The 15,351-nt window shown below is 66.5% G+C and carries 14 protein-coding genes; 8 read left to right on the forward strand and 6 right to left on the reverse strand.

What is annotated here, in order from left to right:
* Positions 1-4 precede the first annotated feature (4 nt).
* A complete protein-coding gene (locus AC6IW9_RS03645; RefSeq protein WP_497769197.1) occupies positions 5-1,075 on the reverse strand; it encodes an SGNH/GDSL hydrolase family protein in 1,071 nt (356 codons plus the stop codon).
* 268 nt (positions 1,076-1,343) lie between these two features.
* On the reverse strand, positions 1,344-1,538 hold the full coding sequence (locus AC6IW9_RS03650; RefSeq protein WP_497769198.1) for a type II toxin-antitoxin system VapB family antitoxin: 195 nt from the start codon (positions 1,536-1,538) through the stop codon (positions 1,344-1,346).
* Between the two features lie 108 nt (positions 1,539-1,646).
* Between AC6IW9_RS03650 and uvrB the strand changes: the two genes are divergently transcribed.
* The 4 genes from uvrB (at position 1,647) to modC (ending at position 6,769) form a co-directional block, all read left to right on the forward strand.
* Complete coding sequence (gene uvrB / locus AC6IW9_RS03655; protein WP_497772430.1) at positions 1,647-4,175, forward strand: excinuclease ABC subunit UvrB; 2,529 nt, start codon at positions 1,647-1,649, stop codon at positions 4,173-4,175.
* 400 nt (positions 4,176-4,575) lie between these two features.
* The gene (trxA, locus tag AC6IW9_RS03660) at positions 4,576-4,911 is read left to right on the forward strand and encodes a thioredoxin (RefSeq protein ID WP_497769199.1); all 336 of its coding nucleotides are present in this window, start codon (positions 4,576-4,578) and stop codon (positions 4,909-4,911) included.
* Positions 4,912-4,976: 65 nt separating this feature from the next.
* Positions 4,977-5,672 carry a molybdate ABC transporter permease subunit gene (gene modB / locus AC6IW9_RS03665; RefSeq protein WP_497769200.1) on the forward strand — a complete coding sequence of 232 codons (696 nt, stop codon included), beginning with the start codon at positions 4,977-4,979 and terminating at the stop codon, positions 5,670-5,672.
* A complete protein-coding gene (gene modC / locus AC6IW9_RS03670; protein ID WP_497769201.1) occupies positions 5,669-6,769 on the forward strand; it encodes a molybdenum ABC transporter ATP-binding protein in 1,101 nt (366 codons plus the stop codon). Before modB ends, modC begins: the two co-directional genes overlap by 4 nt.
* A 91-nt stretch (positions 6,770-6,860) precedes the next feature.
* On the opposite strand, the gene purB is transcribed toward modC, so the two are convergent.
* Positions 6,861-8,168 carry an adenylosuccinate lyase gene (gene purB / locus AC6IW9_RS03675; RefSeq protein WP_497769202.1) on the reverse strand — a complete coding sequence of 436 codons (1,308 nt, stop codon included), beginning with the start codon at positions 8,166-8,168 and terminating at the stop codon, positions 6,861-6,863.
* A 431-nt stretch (positions 8,169-8,599) separates the two neighbouring features.
* Between purB and AC6IW9_RS03680 the strand changes: the two genes are divergently transcribed.
* Positions 8,600-9,634 (forward strand): hypothetical protein, encoded by a 1,035-nt coding sequence (locus tag AC6IW9_RS03680; protein WP_497769203.1) that lies wholly within the window; start codon positions 8,600-8,602, stop codon positions 9,632-9,634.
* A gap of 206 nt (positions 9,635-9,840) precedes the next feature.
* Here AC6IW9_RS03680 and fabI read toward each other — a convergent pair whose 3' ends face one another.
* Positions 9,841-10,707, reverse strand: coding sequence for an enoyl-ACP reductase FabI (gene fabI, locus AC6IW9_RS03685; RefSeq protein ID WP_497769204.1), 867 nt, complete (start codon positions 10,705-10,707; stop codon positions 9,841-9,843).
* Positions 10,708-10,971: 264 nt separating this feature from the next.
* Here fabI and AC6IW9_RS03690 point away from each other — a divergent pair, with 264 nt between their 5' ends.
* From AC6IW9_RS03690 to AC6IW9_RS03700, 3 genes are all read left to right on the forward strand, one after another.
* Positions 10,972-11,460: a sigma factor-like helix-turn-helix DNA-binding protein gene (locus AC6IW9_RS03690; protein ID WP_497769205.1), complete on the forward strand. Its 489-nt coding sequence runs from the start codon at positions 10,972-10,974 to the stop codon at positions 11,458-11,460.
* Positions 11,461-11,477: 17 nt separating this feature from the next.
* On the forward strand, positions 11,478-12,323 hold the full coding sequence (locus AC6IW9_RS03695) for an anti-sigma factor family protein (protein ID WP_497769206.1): 846 nt from the start codon (positions 11,478-11,480) through the stop codon (positions 12,321-12,323).
* A 147-nt stretch (positions 12,324-12,470) separates the two neighbouring features.
* Entirely contained in the window at positions 12,471-14,357 is a 1,887-nt protein-coding gene (locus AC6IW9_RS03700) for an acyltransferase family protein (RefSeq protein WP_497769207.1), read from the forward strand.
* A 9-nt stretch (positions 14,358-14,366) separates the two neighbouring features.
* On the opposite strand, the gene AC6IW9_RS03705 is transcribed toward AC6IW9_RS03700, so the two are convergent.
* Together AC6IW9_RS03705 and AC6IW9_RS03710 are read right to left on the reverse strand one after the other, a co-directional pair.
* Positions 14,367-14,816 (reverse strand): DUF2147 domain-containing protein, encoded by a 450-nt coding sequence (locus AC6IW9_RS03705; RefSeq protein ID WP_497769208.1) that lies wholly within the window; start codon positions 14,814-14,816, stop codon positions 14,367-14,369.
* A 66-nt stretch (positions 14,817-14,882) separates the two neighbouring features.
* On the reverse strand, positions 14,883-15,320 hold the full coding sequence (locus AC6IW9_RS03710; RefSeq protein ID WP_497769209.1) for an anthrone oxygenase family protein: 438 nt from the start codon (positions 15,318-15,320) through the stop codon (positions 14,883-14,885).
* Positions 15,321-15,351 lie beyond the last annotated feature (31 nt).

Raw genomic sequence — 15,351 nt, forward strand, 5'->3', positions numbered from 1 at the left:
GCCGTCAGACCTCGCTCGCGGGGAATGCGGCCTCCTCCGCCGGCTCGGGCGGTCGGCGCAGCGGCGGCGGCCGCCAAAACATCACGCCGTGAATCTCGAGGCGATGCGCGCCGAAGGGCGCCTCGGGCGGCGTCGACAAGGGCGTCCTGTCCTCGCGCAGGCGCATGAGCTCCGCTTCGCTCTCGGGCATGGAGATTTCGAGATCGTCGGCGCAGAACAGGGGCTTCGTCAGGTAATGCAGCAGCATGAGGCGCGGGGCGGCCAACCGCATTCCGGATTGCGCATTCTTGCGCAATTTGCGCCGGCCGGCGGCGAGCGCGAATTCGCCCGCGGTCTCCGTCGATCGCAGCATCACGCCGACCAGTTCCCCGCGCCCCGTCCATCGGGCGGCGCCGCCGCGCGCGATCTCCAGAAATTCCCCGGAGAAGACGGTCGAAGCGAGATCGACGCGCCGGCAGGGCCCCAGCGTCTGCGCCTCGGCGGCGCGACGATAGAAGAACGCCGGCGGCCGCGACGGTCGCCCGGCGGGAACCGTCACACGGCCGAGCGCGATCTCGAGCAGCAGCCGATCCACGACCCGCTTGGACATCTCCTCGGAGAGATGATGCTCGTCGGCGAAATCCTCGGGACAGGGCGGTCCGATGATCTCGTCGAGCGTGAGGCAGCGCACGCCATAGTCACGCGCGACTTCGAGATACAGCTGCTTGACCACGCTGACGCAGGCGTGAACGCGCTGGCTTCCGATCGGCTGCACTTCCAGGCAGAGGAAGACGAGGGCGAGGCCGCGGCTCGCGCAAAAGCCGATCACGTCGAGCAGAGTCTCGCGCAGCCGGGCCGGCGTGACGCAGCCCGAATCGAGCAGCATCATATCGTTCAGCGAATATTCGAAGACCACGAGGTCGGGGAGCGGCGCGTCCTCGCGCTCCAGCTCCATCAGCCGCAGCAGCCCGAACAGCGAGCCGACCGCGCCGAGGAAGCGGTTCGCGACCACGTGCCGTTTCGCCGCCGCCTGAAACTGCCTGGCCCAGCCGTAAGAAATTCCCGTATTGGAGCCCCCGACCAGAATGATGTTCATCGCCTCGTCTTCATCGCCTCGTGCCGCCCAGCGGGCTATGTCTGCCGCGACGCTCTTTTAGCGGGGGAGAGCGGCGGAGTTAAGCGGATCGGGATGAACGGCGCCTTCTCGGATGACCTTGCAATCGAGGCCGATCGGAGTGACGGGTGGATGAAAGTCGACGCGGGAGATCTTTATGACGGCCTCGTTCAAAGCTACTGCCTGGACAATGGGAAGCGCCTGAAGAGTGGCGCCGGATATGGTTCCACACGGCTCGAATCGACGAGAATCACCTATCCTTCCGCATGGCTTCGAGATCACCGCTCCAGTCGAGCTTTCCGCGCAGCGTTCGGATGTCCTTCTGTCGTTGCAGGCGGAGCAGCGTGCGCAGCGCGAGCTCGACGGTCTCCTTCTTGGTCTCGAGCCCCGCTGCCCGCATGGCGTCCCGCATCAGCTTGTCGTCGATCACGATGTTGGTGCGCATGTGTATTTATTCCCCCTCCTAATACACATGCTGGTCCGCGCTTGCGCCGAATTCAAGCATGCTTCATTCCGCTTCCATTCCTCCCCGTCCGGGGCCATATTCGCGGCCATGGCCTCTTCCCCGAAAAAGCCGAAGAACCCCGCGAAACCGATGCGCGCCAAGGCCGCCAAGCCCGAGGTCGCGCCCATCGCGCCGCATCTCCAGGCCCTGCTCAATCCCGGCCTCGCCGGGCGGCAGGCCGGCTTCGAGGAGGCGCCGCAGGCGGCCTATGACCCCGGCGCCGTGAGCGGCCTCGACGAGGAACTGGCCGAGAAGCTCGACCTGCGCGGACCGGGCGGCGTGACGGCGACGATGGAGAGCCTCGAGCAATTGCTGAAGCTCGGCGATCCCAATCTGCGCGAGAAGAGGCCCTGGACGCCGCATCGGCCGGAGCGCCCGCAGAAGAGCGAGGGCGGCGTCAAATTCGACCTCGTCTCCGATTATCAGCCGCGCGGCGACCAGCCGCAGGCGATCGACGAACTCGTGGCCGGCATAGAGGCCGATGAGCGCGACCAGGTGCTGCTCGGCGTCACCGGCTCCGGCAAGACCTTCACGATGGCGCAGGTCATCGCTCGCACCCAGCGGCCGGCGCTGGTGCTCGCGCCCAACAAGACGCTCGCCGCCCAGCTCTATGGCGAGTTCAAGAGCTTCTTCCCCGACAACGCCGTCGAATATTTCGTGTCTTATTACGATTATTACCAGCCCGAGGCCTATGTGCCGCGCACCGACACCTATATCGAGAAGGAATCGTCGGTGAACGAGCAGATCGACCGCATGCGCCACGCCGCCACGCGCGCGCTGCTCGAGCGCGACGACGTCATCATCGTCGCCTCGGTTTCCTGCATCTACGGCATCGGCTCGGTCGAGACCTATACGGCGATGACCTTCGGCGTCGGCCTCGGCGAGAAATTGGAGCAGCGCCAGCTCGTCATCGATCTCGTCGCCCTGCAATACCGCCGTGTCAGCTCCGATTTCACGCGCGGAACATTTCGCGTGCGCGGCGATACGGTCGATATTTTTCCGGCCCACTATGAGGACCGCGGCTGGCGCATCGGCTTCTTCGGCGACGAGGTGGAGTCGATCTGCGAGTTCGATCCGTTGACGGGCAAGAAGACGCAGGACCTCGAATTCGTGAAGGTCTATGCGAACTCCCATTATGTGACGCCGCGCCCGACGCTGCTGCAATCGATCAAAGCGATCAAGGACGAATTGCGCGCGCGGCTCGACGAGCTGAACCGCGCCGGGCGTCTCGTGGAAGCGCAGCGGCTCGAGCAGCGCACGCGTTTCGATCTCGAGATGATGGAGGCGACCGGCTCCTGCGCCGGCATCGAGAATTATTCGCGCTATCTCACCGGCCGCAAGCCGGGCGAGCCGCCGCCGACATTGTTCGAATATCTGCCCGACAACGCCATCGTCTTCGCCGACGAGAGCCATGTCTCCATTCCGCAGATCGGCGGCATGTATCGCGGCGACTTCCGCCGCAAGGCGACGCTCGCCGAATATGGCTTCCGTCTGCCCTCCTGCATGGACAATCGCCCGCTGCGCTTCGAGGAATGGGACGCGATGCGTCCGCAGACCATCGCCGTCTCCGCGACGCCGGGCAATTGGGAGATGGAGCGCGCCGGCGGCGTGTTCGTCGAGCAGGTGATCCGGCCCACGGGCCTCATCGATCCGCCGGTGGAGATACGTCCCGCGCGCTCGCAGGTCGACGATCTCTTAGGCGAAGTGAAGGCCGTGAGCGATCTCGGCTATCGCTCGCTCGTCACCGTGCTGACCAAGCGCATGGCGGAGGATCTGACCGAATATCTGCACGAGAACGGCGTGCGCGTGCGCTATATGCACTCCGACATCGATACGATCGAGCGCATCGAGATCATCCGCGACCTGCGCCTCGGCGCCTTCGACGTGCTGGTCGGCATCAATCTTCTGCGCGAGGGATTGGACATTCCCGAATGCGGCTTCGTCGGCATTCTCGACGCCGACAAGGAAGGTTTTTTGCGCTCGGAGACGTCGCTCGTGCAGACGATCGGGCGCGCGGCGCGCAATGTCGACGGGCGCGTGATTCTCTACGCCGATCATGTCACCGGCTCGATGCGGCGCGCCATCGACGAGACCGATCGCCGTCGCGCCAAGCAGCAGGCCTACAACGCCGAGCACGGCATCACGCCGGCGAGCATCAAGCGCGACATCGCCGATATTCTCGGCTCGCTCGCCGAGCAGGATCATGTGACGGTCGACGCCGGCCTCTCCGAACTGGCGCCGGGCCACAATATGCAGGCGACGCTCGCCGATCTCGAGAAGCGCATGAAGGCGGCCGCCGCCGATCTCGCCTTCGAGGAGGCCGCGCGCCTGCGCGACGAGATTTCACGCCTGCAGCGGGCGGAGCTATTGGCCGAAGCCAATCCGCTGATGCGTCCGCGCGGGCGCGGCGGAATCGGGGACGAGTCTCTCCCCGGAACCCGTGCGCGCAAGCCGACCGACGCGGACATGGGACCGCATAATTTCGGCGGCGGCGAAGCGCGGCCGCTGTCGCGTCCGCTCCCACGCTCGATGGCCGGCAAGGCGGGAACGAAGGTGGTGAAGGGAAAGCTTCAATAGGACCGCCTGGAACATTGCGACACAGGCCACAGCCACTGTCGAAGCCGCCATCTTCAGTCCCTCATCGAAACGATCCCCTGCGGGGAGAAAATATGGTTAACCGCACAGTTACAATTCGTAGGTTATTGCTTCTGTCAATCGATGATCCGGCCAGCGGCGCCAAATGATCGTCAGATTGCAGGCGCGCTAAATTTGGTCGTACCCGCGTGATACTCGGCCGAGACGAATCTGATCGGGCTCTCAAGCAGAACTCCGACGGACGCCGCGCGCATTCATTTTGCGGTTCTGCAGGAATCCTTCGCGACAGCCCGCGGAGCCCCGCGCCCTCCGTTCCCCTCGCCTTGACGCGGCAGGGCCGGCTTCCTACTCTTTCGCCACGTTTCACTTCGAAAGGCGAACCATGTCCACGGCCACCGTCAAAGTCTCCGACGCGAGTTTCGAAGCCGAGGTTCTGAAATCCGACCAGCCGGTCGTCGTGGATTTCTGGGCCGAATGGTGCGGCCCCTGCCGCACCATCGCTCCGGCGCTCGAGGAAATCGCTACAGAGCTCAAGGATAAGCTGAAAGTCGTCAAGCTCAACGTCGACGAGAATCCCAATGTCGCCGGAGCGCTCGGCATCCGCTCTATTCCGACGCTCATCGTCTTCAAGGACGGCAAGGCCGCCGCGCAGAAGGTCGGCGCCGCGCCCAAGGGCGAATTGCTGCGCTGGATCAACGGCGCCATCGGCGCTGTGTAAGCTCTCGACGTAACGTCGGCGAAGGCGTAAGGCTCCGAAAACGCTCGTCTCGGAGCCTCTCGCCCTTGCTGGACTTCTCCCCTCAGGAGCTGACGGCGATCGCCCTCAGCCTGAAGGTCGCGGGGACGGCCACCGTCGTCTCCCTGCCCCTCGCCATCTTCGTCGCCTATGCGCTGGCGCGCTGGCGCTTTCCCGGCCATGCAGCGCTCAACGCCCTCATCCATCTGCCGCTGGTCATGCCGCCCGTCGTCACCGGCTTCGCGCTGCTGCTGCTGCTCGGCCGCCGCGCGCCGGTCGGACATTTTCTCGCCGAATATCTCGGAATCGTCTTCGCCTTCCGCTGGACGGGCGCGGCGCTCGCCGCGGCGGTGATGAGCTTCCCGCTGATGATCCGGCCGATCCGCCTCTCCTTCGAGAGCATCGACGAGCGGCTCGGGCAGGCTTCGCGTTCGCTCGGCGCCGATCCGCTATGGACCTTCTTCCTCGTCACTCTGCCGCTCGCAGCGCCCGGCGTCATCGTCGGCGCCATCCTCGGCTTCGCCAAGGCGCTCGGCGAGTTCGGCGCGACCATCACCTTCGTCTCGAACATTCCGGGCGAGACGCAGACCATTCCCGCTGCGATCTACAGCCTCACCCAGACGCCCGACGGCGACGCCGACGCGCTGCGGCTCGCCGCCGTCTCGGCCGTCATCGCCATTGCGGCGCTCATCGTGTCGGAGATTCTGCAGAAGCGCGCCGACGCGACGAGGGCCGGCAAATGATCGCGGTCGACGGAATCCGCCTGCGCCGCGGCGATTTCGAGCTCTCGGCCTCCTTCGCCAGCATGGCGCGCATTCTCGCGCTCTATGGGCCGTCCGGTTCGGGCAAGACGACGCTCGCCCATCTCGTCGCCGGTCTCGCGGCACCGGACGAGGGCCGCATCGCCATCGATGGCGCCGCGCTGGTCGACACGGCGGAGCGGCTGTTCGTTCCGCCGGAGAAGCGGCGCATCGGCCTCGTCTTTCAGGACGCGCTGCTGTTTCCGCATCTCGACGTGAAGACCAACATCGTGTTCGGCCGCTTCTTCACGCCCGTCGCGGAGCGGCGCGTTCCCTTCGACGCCGTCGTCGAGACGCTCGGCGTCGTCCATCTCCTGCGGCGGCGGCCGGGGACGCTCTCGGGAGGCGAGCGCCAGCGCGTCGGCCTCGCCCGCGCGCTTCTGTGCTCGCCGCGCCTGCTGGTGATGGACGAGCCGATGGCCTCGCTCGATTTCGACCGTCGCCAGGAGATCATGGGGCTGATCGAGCGGCTGCGCGACGAATTCTCCATTCCGATCCTGCTCGTCTCCCACGCGGCCGACGAAATCCTGCGGCTCGCCGACGAGGTGGTGGCGCTCGAGCGCGGCCGCGTCGTCGCGCAGGGCCTGCCCTCCGAGACGATCGCGGCGGCGAGCCGGGCGGTCGAGGGCGGCCGCTTCTCCGTGGTGAGCGCGCTGCATGCGCGCGCCGGCGCCTTCGATCCGCGCTATGGCGTGACGCGGCTCGCGCATCCGGCCGGCGAGATCGTGGTGGCGGCGCGCGTCGCCGACGGCGAGCGGCCGGTGCGCGCGCTGATCAAGGCCACCGATGTGGCGCTGGCCCGCCGCCGGCCGAGCGAATCCAGCATTCGCACCGTGCTCGAGGGACAAATCCGCACGATCGACGAGGACGAGGGGCCGCTCGCCTTCGTGCAGATCGCCATGGCCGGCGGCGACCTGCTCACCGCCTCGGTGACGCGGCTCTCGGTCGCCGAGATGAATCTGACGGTCGGCGGCTCCGTCTTCGCGCTGGTGAAATCCGTGGCGCTGGACGAGAGGGGGCTGGGAGCGGCGCAGCCCTGAGCCGCTCTCGACGCGTCCGCCATTCGCGCACAGGCGCCGGCGATGACGGCAAGCGACGTCGCCACGCTGTTCGAGACCGAGCGACCGCGCCTCACTTCTCGCCGAATACACGATCGAAGATCGTGTCGACATGTTTGAAGTGATAGGCGAGATCGAATAATTCGTCGAGCTCCGCGGGCGAGAGCTTCGCGCTCACCTCGGCGTCGGCGCCGAGAAGAGCGCGGAACTCGCCCTCGCCGCGCCACACGGGCATGGCGTTGCGCTGCACCAGCGCATAGGCGTCCTCGCGCGAGACGCCCTTCTGCGTCAGCGCCAGCAGCACGCGCTGCGAATGCACGAGACCGCCGAGGCGGTCGAGATTCTTCTTCATGTTCTCGGGATAGATCACGAGCCGATCGACGACGCCGGTCAAGCGCGCCAGCGCGAAATCGAGCGTCACCGTCGCATCGGGGCCGATGTTGCGCTCGACCGAGGAATGGGAGATGTCGCGCTCGTGCCAGAGCGCGACATTTTCCAACGCCGGCGTCACCATGCCGCGCACCAGGCGCGCGAGGCCGGTGAGATTTTCAGTGAGCACCGGATTGCGCTTGTGCGGCATGGCGGAGGAGCCTTTCTGCCCGGCGGAGAAATATTCCTCCGCCTCCAGCACCTCGGTGCGCTGCAAATGGCGAATTTCGGTCGCGAGACGCTCGACCGACGACGCCACGACGCCGAGGGTCGCGAAAAAAGCGGCGTGGCGGTCGCGCGGAATGACCTGGGTGGAGACCGGCTCGACCGCGAGGCCCAATTGCTTCGCCACATGCGCCTCGACGCGCGGATCGACATTGGCGAATGTGCCGACGGCGCCGGAGATGGCGCAGGTCGCGACCTCTTTCCGCGCCGCGACGAGACGTTCGCGGGCGCGGGTGAATTCGGCATAGGCCTGCGCGAGCTTCAGGCCGAAGGTCGTCGGCTCCGCGTGAATGCCGTGCGAGCGGCCGATCGTCGGCGTATGTTTGTGCTCGAGCGCGCGGCGCTTCAGCGCGGCGAGCAATCCGTCCACATCGGCGATCAAGAGATCGGCGGCGCGCGCCAATTGCACGGCGAGGCAGGTGTCGAGCACGTCGGAGCTCGTCATGCCCTGATGGACGAAGCGCGAGTCCGGGCCGATGAACTCGCCGAGATGGGTGAGAAAGGCGATGACGTCGTGCTTCGTCACGCGCTCGATCTCCTCGATGCGCGCGACGTCGAAGGTGACGAAATCGGCCTTGTCCCAAATCGCCTTGGCGCTCTCCTTCGGGATGACGCCGCTCTCGGCGAGCGCGTCGCAGGCATAGGCCTCGATCTCGAACCAGATGCGGAAGCGCGTCTGCGGCTCCCAGATCTTGGTCATTTCGGGCCGGGAATAGCGCGGGATCATGGGCGTCGACACCTCGAAGAGCAGAGACGCGGCTCGTTTAAGCCGTCCGGCCCGCCGAGTGAAGAGGCGAGGCCGGGTTTTGCGCCGCGGGCGAAGAACGCGTCGTTTTGCGAAATCGCCTGTTTCGGCTGATTTTTTCTTCTCGGGCGCCGCCGCCCCGCCCCGCGGAGGGCTTTCCCCACAGACCACCGTGAGCTGAACTGATTGTTATCCGCGGCGCAGTTGGTTATAGAGGAAACAGCGTCGCTTCGGTCCCCGAGGCGGCGGTTCGAAGACTGGTTCCGACATGCTCTCGAAGGGACATCGGACTCCGACAGCCGCTTTTCGGCGTCCGGCATGGAGCGTTTGATCTGGAGCTGTTTCAGCGACCGATCCTATACCGGAAAGAGGAGGTTATGATGAAAGGGTTTCATCTGTTTCACGAAAAACAGATGTTTGGCGTCCTTCTATCGCCGCTTCTCCTTCTCTCGTCCGAAGCGCTCGCCGCCGAAGCTCTCGCGACGACCGCCGCTCCCAACTCCGCTCTGGGAACCAGCGCCGCGAAAGGGCTCTCTCCCTCCGTGCAGGAGGCCATAAAGGGCGCCGCCACCAAGGCCGCGGTCGTCACGGCTTCGCCGGCCGTGACCTATTCCAAGGCCCAATACGCCACCGCAGGCGTCGCTCTGCGCAATCGCCGAGTCGGCGCCATACAGATCAGCGGAATCGTCGCCCCGGTGAAGAAGGCTTATCTCTATTGGGCGTTCCTCTATCGATCCGCTCCGCCTTCGACGCAGACGGTCCGTTTCTGTGGCGTCGGGGCCTCGAACCCCGCCAACTGCACCATCACGAAGACCGGCACGCTGCTCGCCACCGGGACGGACACCTGCTGGAAGAGCAACGGCATCGCTGTCTACCGGGCGGATGTGACGACGCTGGTTCCCCGCAATGGACTCTATTTCGTGACGCTCGGAAGCGGCGCCTCCGCCACGGACAGCGGCGCCGATCCCTGGACCTCCCTCGCTTTCCCCGCCGCGGAAGGCGCGGCGCTCGTCGTCGTAGGCACGGGGACCCGAAATGTCGCGGTCTATGACAAAGGCATAGCCGGAGCGACCTTCTACGGCTCGGCCAGCTACACGCTGAACATCCCGGGCGGGGTCAAGACGACGCCTGTTCTGTGGGACAATATCGGCGCCGACGGCCAGACCGGCCTCTCCGGCGGACGCGGCTTCGGCGTCGCCAAGGAGAAAACCTTTGTCAACGACGTGCAGATCGCCGGTCCCGGCGTGAACGTGACCGTCAGTGGCGTGACCGGCAGCGATTGGGACGGCGGGGTCGGCTCGCCCCTGCCGCAGCTCTGGGACGTCACCGGCCACACCCTGCCCACCGCCGCCGCGCCGGTCGGCAAGCCGTCTCTCGGGGTTCGATTCATTTCGGTCGGCGACACTTACGACTGCGTGACGCCGGTCGCGAATGTAATCGCCTATTGAGTGCTGCGGCTCGCCTCGAGACGTCCCCGCTCCGCTTCGGGCGCCCCTTCACCCATAGGGAGTAAAGGGGCCTCGCTGAGCAAGGTCGGATGAGGGAACCCGCCGCGAAAGTCGACGGAGGAGAAGTCTTCCACCGGCCCGCTCGCGGCGTTCCTCTCCCTCCGGGAGAGGAACGCCCTTGTCCCCGCAGCTTCACCGGGCGGCCTTCACTTCTCCTGCGGCAGCAGAGCGAGGAGTTGCGCCATCTTCGGCGCGGCGCTCGGATTCATCATTCCGACGACATGATATCCGGCGTCGACATGCAGCACTTCGCCGGACACGCCACGCGCCCAGGGCGAGAGCAGATAGACGGCCGTCTCGCCCACTTCCTCGATGGTGACGACCCGGCGCAGCGGCGCATTATATTCGTTCCATCTCAGAATATAGCGGAAGTCGCCGATGCCGGAAGCGGCGAGCGTCTTGATCGGCCCGGCCGAAATGGCGTTGACGCGGATGTTCTTGACGCCGAGATCGGCGGCGAGGTAGCGCACCGACGCCTCGAGCGCGGCCTTGGCGACGCCCATCACATTGTAATGGGGCATCCACTTCTCGGCGCCGTAATAGGTGAGCGTGAGCAGCGAGCCGCCGTCCGGCATCAGCTTCTCGGCGCGCTGTGCGAGAGCGGTGAAGGAGTAGCAGGAGATCAGCAGCGACTGGGTGAAGTTCTCCGCCGTGGTGTCGACATAGCGGCCGTCGAGCTGATCCTTGTCCGAATAGGCGAGGCAATGGACGACGAAATCCAGCTTGCCCCACAGCCGCTCGACCTCGGCGAAGACCGCGTCGATCGTCTCGGGTTCGCTCACGTCGCAGCGGCCGGCGACCACGGCGCCGAGCTCCTCGGCGAGCGGACGGACGCGCTTTTCCAGCGCCTCGACCTGATAAGTGAGCGCGAGCTCGGCTCCTGCCTCGCGCGCCGCCTTGGCGATGCCCCAGGCGATCGAGCGGTTGTTGGCGACGCCGAGGACGAGGCCGCGCTTGCCGGCGAGAACGCCGCTGTTGAGAGTGCCGTTCGACGTCGGTTCTGGCTGCGACATATAGAATGAGTCCTGATGGGCCGCTCGGCCGGCCGGCTCGCCGTCCGCCGTCGAACGCGCCGTTGGATGGCTGCGCAAAATGCGCCGACGCGGGAAGCGCGAAGGCGCGCGGACCGCACGACCGCCGCCTGAGCGGACAAAAGACATAAATCTTAGGGCGCGGTGATAGTCAATCGCGGCGGAGTGGCATAATATCGGCGAAGGGAGCGAACCCGAGCCGAGCGAGATAAAGTCGCTGAGACCCCGCGCGCAATGGGCCGACCGATGGGCAAGCCGGACGATTTCGCGGAGACGTTGGAAAGGCTGACGCCCGGATTGCGGCGCTATGCCCGCGCATTGCTCGCCGGCGCCGACAACGAGCTCGCCGACGAGCTGGCTCAAGCCGCACTGCAGACCACCGCCGACGAGGCGGCCGCCGACACCGCTGCCCTGGATCCGCGGGTGGATCTCTATGTCGCGCTGACCAACGCCGCCCAGCGGGTCTTGCGCTCGACCCCGGCGCAACGCCCGTCCCTGCGCCAGCCCGCCATCATGCACCGCTTGGCCGATCTCGCCTTCGAGGAACGCGAGACGCTCCTGCTCGTCGCGCTCGAGGGTTTCACTTATGAGGAGGTCGCGCGGATCACCCGCACCGACCGGCCTGTGGTGATGATGCGCCTGATGCGCGCGCGCTCGGCGCTCACCGCGCTCGACCGACGCCCCGCCCAGGACGCCGGCCGACGTCCGGGACCTCATCTACGTCTCGTGAAATAGACATGCGCGCCGATCCGGTGGACGAATCAGAGTTGCACGCCTATGTCGACGGCGAGCTCGAGGCCGAGGAGCGCAGGCGGATCGAGGATCACCTTCACAAGCATCAGGAGGACGCCGCGCTGGTCGAGGGCTGGCGGCGCCAGAATGCGGCGCTGCGCGCGGCCTTCGCGCAGGCCGCCAAGGAGCCGCTGCCGTCCGCGCTGCGCAGCGTGGCGAAGAGCAGGCTCTCCGGCACTTTCGGCTCGGGTGTGAATTGGGCGCGCTTCAGCCCGAGCAAGGCGTCGTCCTTGCGCACTTTGCGGCGCCCGGACACGAGCCGCAGGATCCAGCGTCGGCCGATGATCGCCATGTCGCTGCTGGCGCTCGTGGTCGCCTCGCTCGTCGCGGGCGCAACGCTGCTCGCCCTCACCAGCCCCGCAGCTCCCCCGGCCGAGCCTGCTTCGCACACGGCCGCTTTCGAGCGCGCCGAGATCGCCTATCGGACTTTCGCTGCGGACGAGCGGCCTGTGGAGCTCGGCGCCGACCGGGCCGCCGAGCTCTCGAAATGGCTCGCCGACCGCGTGGGCTTCGGGGCGCTGCCGGATCTGAGCGCCGCCGGGCTCGAGCTGCATGGCGGACGGCTGACGCCGGGCGCACAGGGCCCCGCGGGCCTCTTGTTCTATCGATCGGCCGAGGGCGCGTTGGTCGGCCTCTATTTCGAGCGCGCGACGGGCGAACGCGTCTTCAGCCCGCCGCCGCGCGCGACGCCGGGGCTCGAGGCCGTCGAGTGGCGTGCGGGGGGGCGCGCCTTCGTGTTGCTCGGCTCCGTCAGCACGGAAACTCTGCACGCCGCCGCCGAGCTCGCTGCACGCTCCTCGCGCTGACGACCCCCACGCGCGCCATGCGCAATTTTCTGTGCTGGCATGGTTTCTCCTTCCTCACGACCAGTGCAAACGGAGCTGTTCCCAATCAACACATGATGATCGGGACGGCTGTCCCTGGTTGCGACGCACCCGCGAGTGGAAGAACGCATGAAAAGAGAAGAGGCCGCCGCCGATGGCGAGATCTCGGCCGTGCAATACCTTCGAGCCATAGCTGCGCTGCTCGTCGTCTACATCCACACAAAGGTCTACACCGACAAATTCTTCTGGCCTTTGCCGCGCGATTTCGGCGCTGCCGGCGTCGATCTGTTCTTCGTCATCAGCGGCTTCATCATGGTGGTCATCACCGCGCGGCGCCCCTTGCCGCCGCGGCAGTTTCTGCTCCGCCGGGCGATCCGCGTCGCGCCGCTCTATTGGCTGGTCACGCTCGCCATTCTCGTCGTCGGCCTGATCTGGCCCGCCGCGATGCTGCACAATCTCGTCACCTTCGACCATGTGGCGCTGTCTTTGCTGTTCATCCCTCACGTCAATCCGCTCGAAGGCTCCTACGCGCCCTTCTTCAAGCTCGGCTGGACGCTGAATTACGAGGTTTATTTCTATCTCGTCTTCGCCGCTCTGCTCGGCCTCGCCTCGCTTCGCCTGCGGCTCGCCGCGCTCACGGCGGTTTTTCTCGCGGCGGTCGCCTTCTATCTCGCCGTCGAGCCGGCCGATCCCTTCCTCCATCTCGCCTGCAACCCGATCATCCTCGAATTTCTGATCGGCGCCTGGATCGGCCGCTCTTATGTCGAGGGGAGAGTCGAACGAATCGGTCCGCGCTTGGCCGCCGCTCTGCTCGTCGCCGGCGTCGCGGCGATGATTTTATTCGATTCGGACGATCTGCTGCGGGTGACCACGGCCGGCGTCGGCGCCGCCGCGCTCATGCTCGCGCTGCTCTCGATCGAATCGCGCGGCCGCCTCCCCGTCTGGCCGTTCCTGGCTCTGCTCGGCGACGCCTCTTATTCCATCTATCTGGCGCATCCGCTCGTGCTGACGCCGGCGCGTCTCGTCGCCGATCGGCTGAGCCTGCCGGTCGCCGAGGCCGCGCCCGGAATGCTCGCGACGCTCGTGGTCATTGCGCTCGCGGGCGCGGCGGGCGTCGCCGCTCACCTGTGGGTGGAGCGACCCATTCTCGCGGCCTTGCGCGCGCTCTTGCTCGCGCCCTCTCGCGCCGCGCGCCCGCTCGCGGCCGCCGCGCGCGGCTCCTCCGCCGCAACGCTGTTCGTTCTCGCCGGCGCGCTGCCGCTCACGCCGGGAGCGACGCCGGCGCGCGGGGCCGAGCGTGCGCCGCGGCTCCTCCACGAAGAGGATTTTTCGCGCGCGAGCCGGCTGGACGAGGAGTTCTGGACCTATGAGATCGGCTTCATCCGCAATCACGAGCAGCAATATTATCGGGCGTCCAATGTCTTCGTCGACGGCGGGGCGCTCGTCATCGAAGGACGCGCGGAGGAGGTCGCCAATGCGGCCTTCGATCCGGACTCCGCGGATTGGACGCGCTCCACACCGACGGCCGACTTGACGTCGGGCAGCATCGTCACGCGCCGCCCCTTGCGTTACGGCGTGGTCGAGATCGTGGCGCGCCTGCCGGCGGGGGCCGGGACTTGGCCGGCCTTATGGATGCTGGGCGAGGACGGACGCCCCTATCGCGAGATCGACATGATGGAGGCCGTGGGCCAGCAGCCGGATCTCGTCTTCACCAGCGCCCACGCCGGTCCTTCGCTCCGAGAGCTGACCAATTGGTCGGCGAAGACGAAGCTCGCCGATCTCTCGACCCGATGGCGCGTCTATCGGCTCGACTGGACGCCCGAGCGGATCGCCGTCTCGATCGACAGCGAAACCGTTCTCTCCCTCGATCCCGCGCGCGCCGGCGCCTTTCATCGGCCGATGAATTTGCGCATCAACCTCGCGCTCGGCGGCGAATGGGGCGGCGCCGTCGACAGGAGCGTCCTGCCGGCGCGCTTCGAGATCAGATCGATCCGTATTTTCTCGGAAGGATCGTGAGAAGGGCGCTCATTGCGCCGGCGCGACCGCCATCGCATGGCGGGACGGCGGTCCGGAGACTCGCGTCCAGGTCTCGTCGCTGCACAGCACACCCCACAGGCACCCTTTCAATGTCAGGCGCGTCGGGCTGACGACGGTGATGAAGCCGTCATAGGTCTTGCCGTCCTCGACGTTGAACAGCTTGCCGGCCCATTCGTTCGGCCCGGTCTGCCTGGCGCCGCGCAGGATCACGGCGCCGATCGCGCTGCGATCCTCCGCATTCTGCGCCGAGAGGACCTTGGCGCAGAGCAGGCCATCGCAATCATAGAAGCTGAACTGCACGCCGCCTTCCGGCCGCAGCCACACGCCATGCGGATCATTGGCGGCGGCGCTGGCCGCAGGCGCGGCGGAGAGCAGCAGAGCGGCGACGGCGGCGTGCGCCGCGAGTGTCGAAAAATCCTGACCGAAAGAGCGTTTCATGTGGATGCTCCTCCTCGACTACGCTGCGAGGAAGCCTCGACGAACATCATGTCGAATGTTCGGCCTTCAGGCGCCGTGAGCGGTCGCAAAGACGAAGATCGCTGTCGCCAGCGCGCCGAGCGCAGTGAGCCCGAACTCGAGCCGTCCCCATGTTTCGATCGTCTTGCGCGCCTCCGGCCCCGCCTCGGCGGCGATCAGCGCCAAGATGCGATTGTTGAGCGGCACGATCGCGAAGAACATGAAAGGCCAAGCGGCGATGATCGCCGCGGAGCCGACGAGCCAGCGGAAGTCGTCCGAGGTCTTGTAGTCGATGAAACCGAAAACGGCGGAGAGCAGCGCGAGTCCGGCAAGAATGACGAAGCCGCGATGATCGCTGTCCTCCCATTCCGCGAGCAGAGCCTTGTCGTCGAGCCGCAGGCGCGCCGGCTGTTCCACGAAATTCACATAGAGTGAAGCGCCGGTGAACGCCGCCGCCGCGGCGAGCGCGAGTGAGCCGGTGACCATGCATGTCCTCCCCTTGCCTACGAAAGATATA

The organism is Methylosinus sp. shoA (assembly GCF_059718125.1).

Excerpts from the sequence above, each read along its gene's own strand:
- trxA (WP_497769199.1), top strand. The coding sequence starts at position 4,576 with ATGTCCACGGCCACCGTCAAAGTCTCCGACGCGAGTTTCGAAGCCGAG.
- AC6IW9_RS03710 (WP_497769209.1), bottom strand. The coding sequence starts at position 15,320 with ATGGTCACCGGCTCACTCGCGCTCGCCGCGGCGGCGGCGTTCACCGGC.
- AC6IW9_RS03680 (WP_497769203.1), top strand. The coding sequence starts at position 8,600 with ATGTTTGGCGTCCTTCTATCGCCGCTTCTCCTTCTCTCGTCCGAAGCG.
- fabI (WP_497769204.1), bottom strand. The coding sequence starts at position 10,707 with ATGTCGCAGCCAGAACCGACGTCGAACGGCACTCTCAACAGCGGCGTT.
- AC6IW9_RS03645 (WP_497769197.1), bottom strand. The coding sequence starts at position 1,075 with ATGAACATCATTCTGGTCGGGGGCTCCAATACGGGAATTTCTTACGGC.
- modC (WP_497769201.1), top strand. The coding sequence starts at position 5,669 with ATGATCGCGGTCGACGGAATCCGCCTGCGCCGCGGCGATTTCGAGCTC.
- uvrB (WP_497772430.1), top strand. The coding sequence starts at position 1,647 with ATGGCCTCTTCCCCGAAAAAGCCGAAGAACCCCGCGAAACCGATGCGC.
- AC6IW9_RS03705 (WP_497769208.1), bottom strand. The coding sequence starts at position 14,816 with ATGAAACGCTCTTTCGGTCAGGATTTTTCGACACTCGCGGCGCACGCC.
- purB (WP_497769202.1), bottom strand. The coding sequence starts at position 8,168 with ATGATCCCGCGCTATTCCCGGCCCGAAATGACCAAGATCTGGGAGCCG.
- AC6IW9_RS03690 (WP_497769205.1), top strand. The coding sequence starts at position 10,972 with ATGGGCAAGCCGGACGATTTCGCGGAGACGTTGGAAAGGCTGACGCCC.
- AC6IW9_RS03700 (WP_497769207.1), top strand. The coding sequence starts at position 12,471 with ATGAAAAGAGAAGAGGCCGCCGCCGATGGCGAGATCTCGGCCGTGCAA.
- AC6IW9_RS03650 (WP_497769198.1), bottom strand. The coding sequence starts at position 1,538 with ATGCGCACCAACATCGTGATCGACGACAAGCTGATGCGGGACGCCATG.